General features: G+C 43.5%; 1 pseudogene. It reads right to left on the bottom strand.

The window, feature by feature from the left end:
* Nucleotides 1-84: 84 nt before the first annotated feature.
* Nucleotides 85-558: pseudogene (locus ACX5J7_RS18320) on the bottom strand (S-adenosylmethionine:tRNA ribosyltransferase-isomerase); the annotation flags it as partial.

Raw genomic sequence — 558 nt, 5'->3', positions numbered from 1 at the left:
TTGCGAGTTTCGTAAACGAGTTAACCGAAATACGCAACGGTTTTTTAACGTCGTAGCGTAAACACATGACGAGGCGTTTTTTAGCTAAACCGCACCGTTTTTAAGCGCGCTCATAAACATAGCATCGCCATAGCTAAGAATCGGTATTCTTTCGCTATCGCTTCTTGATAGGCATTCATCACGTTTTCTTTACCTGCAAATGCGCTAATCAACATCATTAACGTAGATTCCGGCAAATGGAAGTTAGTAAACATAGCGTCCACAACTTTAAATTCTAAAACCAGGGTAAATAAAGATTTCGGTATCTTCATTAAAGGGCGCGATAATCTGTTCATCGCCCCGCTCTGCACTTGCTTTCGCCGCCGATTCTAGTGAGCGTACCGAAGTGGTCCCTACTGCAATTACCCTTTTGCCATTTGCTTTTGTGTTTAACACGGCATCAACCACATCTTGAGGCACTTCGGCAAATTCAGCGTGCATTTTATGCTCTTGAATATTATCAACACGAACGGGCTGAAACGTGCCCGCGCCTACATGCAAGGTAACNNTTACATTCAC

Source organism: Alteromonas infernus (genome assembly GCF_902705815.1).
Note: the sequence above shows the minus strand (reverse complement) of the source record. Positions and strands in the feature narration are given on the sequence as shown.